Raw genomic sequence first — 4,413 nt, 5'->3', positions numbered from 1 at the left:
GCGGTGGCGGCGCATCTGCGGGGAGCGTCACAAACTGGCGAGAGACGAGCTGACCATACGAGGCAGCGGGCGCGGTAATCGCGGCGGGAACGGGAGGTAGCATTGCTAGAGTTATCCTTTTCAGATCATAATGGTAGGACGGCAACAGCCGTCGTCATCGAAGCAGGCTCGGCGGGTTCCTGGGAAAGTGACGAGAAAGCGGCGCTTCATATCAGCGTCCGCTGAGAAAATGGTCATCCAGACGGAGAAGAAGCCGGTCTTTTTTGCTGTGAACGTGATCTGCTGGCGAAGCTCCTCACTGGGGTTTCGGGCAAGCTGGTCACGGGAGATTTCGGCAATGCGCCACGCTTCATCGCGCCACTGCCAGCGCAGGTCGCTACGACGGCCATTCGGTCGTGGCACGCGATCCAGCCCGACCAGCTCCAGCGTGCGCTGTGCCGCCAAAAGATCATCCGGTGGGAGATCGGGGTTGGAGCGAACGCGACCATCTTGTCCGTAGAGAAAGGCATGAGCAGTGTTGGCTTCGTCGGGAAAGAGATACCTCTCTGCCAGCGTATCCTTGTCGGTCTTGATCCCGTTGCAGTTGACACAGGCTAGGAGAAAGTTCAACCAGTCCAACAGCCGACCTGGGTACTTTGTTTTGGGGACAATATGCTCTACGGCGGGATCACAGGGGCGCTCACAATACGAACAGTACGCTCCGAGCCGATCTAGCAAGTCTCCTTTGGCTTGCGCGTATTCCTGAAAGACCGCCGTGTTGGTTCCTTTATCAACCGGTCTCATGCTGTATCAATCCCGGTGACAATACGTTTTTGTTTGAGGAAAGACGTGTAAGCCGCGTAAGCAGGGTTGTTGTCGTAGGGAATCATCAGCACATCCAGCTTCTCACGAAGCACAAGTCGCTCTGTCTCATCGGCACTCTCTGCCTTATCCAGAAGCTCGTAATACTCCTCCGCCGCGTGGTACATCTCCTTCCAGCGATGGCTTCTCTGCGGCATCTCAATTCCCATTCCTTCTTCCAGAATATCCTCCGGCGAGCGACCTGAATACTCATAGTCTGGTACAGTATCGGAGTCGTTCAGATCAATCAACCTGTCGCCTTCTTCTGGCTTGAGAGATTGAATAATTAGAGGTGAGTGTGTGGTAGCAATGAATTGAATTTTTGGGAAAGTGCGTTTCAGATCATCCACAACGCGCATTTGCCATTTTGGGTGGAGATGAAGATCAATCTCGTCAATGATTACGATACCAGGAGTTCTGTTAATTGCTTCTTCTTCTAGTTGAGAATTTAATATGGAACATCTAATGGCTATATCTACTACAAGTGACAACATGCATGTTTGACCGTCTGATAAGAAAGTAATTGGTTTGACATTATTATCTTTGTCTATTAAACATATTTGATTTAGTAATAGATCGAAATATATATCAGCATCTTGGTCTTCAATAAAGCAATTTTTTATTGCTGTTCGTACGCTCTCAAGTATTGGATTCTTACTCCGTCTCTGAAGTGAACTTATTTCCATTGTCTTTAGCCATAAGTGTATGGTTTGTATATTGCCACTTATTCCATGCCAGTTTTGATAGCACTGTTCTTTAGTTGTTGATGTCAAAAAGGCATTTTCAGCGATTTGGCAATGGTAAATCTTTCTATCTTGTGTATATTTTAGTATTATAGGACTGAGTTTATCAATATCTATGAACTCTTTCCCTATTTCACTTAGGATTTGCCTGTTTTCTTCTGACTCATAATGGAAATGATTTAGCCCGATTAATGAATCATTTCGGAAAGATGACTTGATGCTGACTGGATATATATTATTGAAGGCTGGTATCACATTATTTCCAGTTTTTAATACTTTCCTTGCTAGGGATAAAAAATCCATCGACATAGGAATTCCAAGTGGCTTGAATGGAAGCACATTAGAGATAGATTCTATGATTGAGGTCTTACCTTTCCCATTGTCCCCAATGATGATATTGAATCCTGATGAAAATTCAAATGCCTTGTTCTCAAAACACTTAATATTTTGAAGCTCTAAAGTCTCTATCCACATGGTTTTTGTTATGCCTAATTTCCGTTAAGTATTCCCAAGAGAATCCTGAAAAGTTCAATGAGATCTTCAGGGGAGCGGAATTGCCCCAGATCCTGAGTGATGTGCTTCGTGTCGCGGGTGAGCACGGCGAACTGCCAAAGGTTGCCGAAGGAGACCGCACCATAGAGTGTATTTGTGTTCGAGTCCGTCCACTGCTCTAATGCAATCAGCTCGGCGGCAAGCTGGGAGAAGCCGCGAGAAATATCTGCGTGCTTGGCCTCAACGACGAGGAGCTGACCGTCGGCTTCCATGAAGTAGTCTAGCGAGCCTTTGAGCTGGGGGCTGACATCAATATCCTGCTCGATGTGGAGCTGCATATTCAGATGACGTGCCAGCCCGAGAAGCACAGGTGCTATCAGGCACTCACGGCGTGCTGTCTCACTGGTGAGGCTGACGACGGCGACATTTTCGGTGACTTCCTGACGGAGCGGCTCGACCCAGTCGGGGAGGGTGGCGGCTTGTGGGAGTGTGAGACGTTGACGCGAGAACGTGTAGCCTAGAGCACGGACGACCTCCTCCATGTCTGCCGTGAGTCGGTAGTAGTCATGAAAACTGGTTACCGAGGAGGGAAGTGTCATGGGGGTTCTAGATCTCATAACTGCATTTTATCCCTTCAGTCCACTGAGAACAATTCCCTTGACGAATGTCTTCTGGACAAACAGAAAGACGATAATCAGAGGAAGGGTGATGATGGTTGAGGTTGCCATGAGCAAGTTCCACTGGCTCTCGTGGCGACCCAGAAACGACTGTAGGCCCAGCGCGAGGGTGTACTGTTGCTCATCATGAAGGTAGATAAGTGGCCCTTGGAAATCTGTCCAGGCGCCTAGAAATGCGAACAGTGCAACGGTGGCGAGCGCGGGACGGGCAAGGGGGAGGATCACGCGCCAGAAGATGCTAAAGTCTGAACAGCCGTCTAAACGCGCGGCGTCGGAGAGCTCCTGTGGGATGGTCAGAAAGAACTGGCGCAAGAGAAAGATCGAGAACGGGTTGCCAAAGAACGCCGGGACGATCAGTGGGAGCCATGACCCTGACCAGCCGAGCGTACGAAAGAGCAGAAAGGTCGGGAGTAGGGTCACTTGTGAAGGCAGCATGATCGTCGCGAGCATCATAAAGAACAGTGGCTCACGCGCTTTGAAGCGCAGCCGCGCAAAGGCATAGGCCGCGAGCGACGACGAGAGACAGGTTCCTAAAACAGTTAATGCGCAGATAAAGAGCGTGTTGCCGACGTAGCGCCAGAAGGGAAAGCGCGCAATCGCATCCGGGTAGTTCTTCCAGATCACGGGGCGGGGGAGCCACTCCATGGTCGCGGTGAAGATCTTCTCGGGTGTCTTGAGCGAGGTCGTTACCATGAAGGCAAACGGAGCCAAAAAGAGTAGGCAGAGTGCGATAAGAAGCCCGTAGCGCAGCCCTTTCATGCTTTTTCTCCCTCGTAGTAGACCCAGCGCGCCGACGATTTGAACACCAGCCAGGTCGCCAGAATCGTCAGAAGAAACAGCACCCACGCCATCGCGCAGGCCAGGCCCATGCGGAAGAACTCGAAGGCGTTTTGGTAGAGAGAGAGGGCATAAAACAGCGTGGCTTTATCGGGGCCGCCCTTGGTCATAAGGAAAGTCTGGGTGAAGTACTGGAAGGTGCCTATTACGCCTAAGATGAGATTGAAAAAGATCACCGGGGAGAGCGCGGGCAAGGTGATATGACGAAGCTGCTGCCAGCGATTAGCCCCGTCCAGCTCCGCCGCCTCGTAGTAGTCTTGGGGAACTCCTTGCAGTGCGGCAAGGTAGATCACCATGCTTCCGCCCACGCCCCATAAGTCCATCAGAATAATCGCCGGTTTTGCCCAGAGCGGCGAGGCGAGCCAGGTTGGTGTCGGGAGATGCAGCGCCCGTAGCGCCTCGTTGATCAGCCCATGCTCGGGATTTAGTAGCCAGAGCCAGAGCATCGAGCTGGCCACGGTGGGCACCAGTGACGGCAGATAAAAAATCGTCCGAAAGAGCGCCATACCCTTGAGCTTCTGGTTGAGCAGGAGCGCCAGCGCCAGCCCTATAGTCAGTGCCAGAGGCAGCTCTAGAAATAAAAACGCTGTGTTTCCCAGAGAGGGCCAGAACGTCTCGGTGTCGGTGAAAAGCTCTTTGTAGTTCTCTAAACCCACCCAGCGTGGCGGCGAGAGCACGCGGTAGTCCGTGAAGCTCAGAAAGAGTGTCGCGAGCACCGGGCCAATGGTAAAGACCACAAGCCCGATCAGCCAAGGAGCGAGGAAGAGATATGCCGTGCGCCTCATCTATACTTCTCCAGCTCGCGGGAGACTTTGGCTTGAACG

General features: G+C 51.4%; 5 protein-coding genes. All 5 read right to left on the bottom strand.

Annotated elements, in window-relative coordinates; genetic code table 11:
• Window positions 1–120: 120 nt before the first annotated feature.
• The 5 genes from ACH2EH_RS12650 to ACH2EH_RS12630 are packed head-to-tail and all read right to left on the bottom strand — an operon-like array spanning window position 121 to window position 4,374.
• Window positions 121–783: an HNH endonuclease gene (locus ACH2EH_RS12650; protein ID WP_395142181.1), complete on the bottom strand. Its 663-nt coding sequence runs from the start codon at window positions 781–783 to the stop codon at window positions 121–123.
• The gene (locus ACH2EH_RS12645) at window positions 780–2,057 is read right to left on the bottom strand and encodes an AAA family ATPase (RefSeq protein ID WP_395142179.1); all 1,278 of its coding nucleotides are present in this window, start codon (window positions 2,055–2,057) and stop codon (window positions 780–782) included. The genes ACH2EH_RS12650 and ACH2EH_RS12645 overlap by 4 nt, the downstream gene beginning before the upstream one ends.
• A gap of 14 nt (window positions 2,058–2,071) precedes the next feature.
• A complete protein-coding gene (locus ACH2EH_RS12640; RefSeq protein WP_395142177.1) occupies window positions 2,072–2,692 on the bottom strand; it encodes a hypothetical protein in 621 nt (206 codons plus the stop codon).
• Between the two features lie 9 nt (window positions 2,693–2,701).
• Entirely contained in the window at window positions 2,702–3,511 is an 810-nt protein-coding gene (locus ACH2EH_RS12635; protein ID WP_395142175.1) for a carbohydrate ABC transporter permease, read from the bottom strand.
• Window positions 3,508–4,374: a carbohydrate ABC transporter permease gene (locus tag ACH2EH_RS12630; RefSeq protein WP_395142173.1), complete on the bottom strand. Its 867-nt coding sequence runs from the start codon at window positions 4,372–4,374 to the stop codon at window positions 3,508–3,510. Before ACH2EH_RS12630 ends, ACH2EH_RS12635 begins: the two co-directional genes overlap by 4 nt.
• Window positions 4,375–4,413 lie beyond the last annotated feature (39 nt).

The sequence above is a fragment of the Armatimonas sp. genome (assembly GCF_043760365.1).
GTDB lineage: Bacteria > Armatimonadota > Armatimonadia > Armatimonadales > Armatimonadaceae > Armatimonas.
The sequence above is the reverse complement of the archived record's forward strand: the minus strand, read 5'-3'. Positions and strand labels throughout refer to the sequence as shown.

Excerpts from the sequence above, each read along its gene's own strand:
- ACH2EH_RS12650 (WP_395142181.1), bottom strand. The coding sequence starts at position 783 with ATGAGACCGGTTGATAAAGGAACCAACACGGCGGTCTTTCAGGAATAC.
- ACH2EH_RS12640 (WP_395142177.1), bottom strand. The coding sequence starts at position 2,692 with ATGAGATCTAGAACCCCCATGACACTTCCCTCCTCGGTAACCAGTTTT.
- ACH2EH_RS12645 (WP_395142179.1), bottom strand. The coding sequence starts at position 2,057 with ATGTGGATAGAGACTTTAGAGCTTCAAAATATTAAGTGTTTTGAGAAC.
- ACH2EH_RS12635 (WP_395142175.1), bottom strand. The coding sequence starts at position 3,511 with ATGAAAGGGCTGCGCTACGGGCTTCTTATCGCACTCTGCCTACTCTTT.
- ACH2EH_RS12630 (WP_395142173.1), bottom strand. The coding sequence starts at position 4,374 with ATGAGGCGCACGGCATATCTCTTCCTCGCTCCTTGGCTGATCGGGCTT.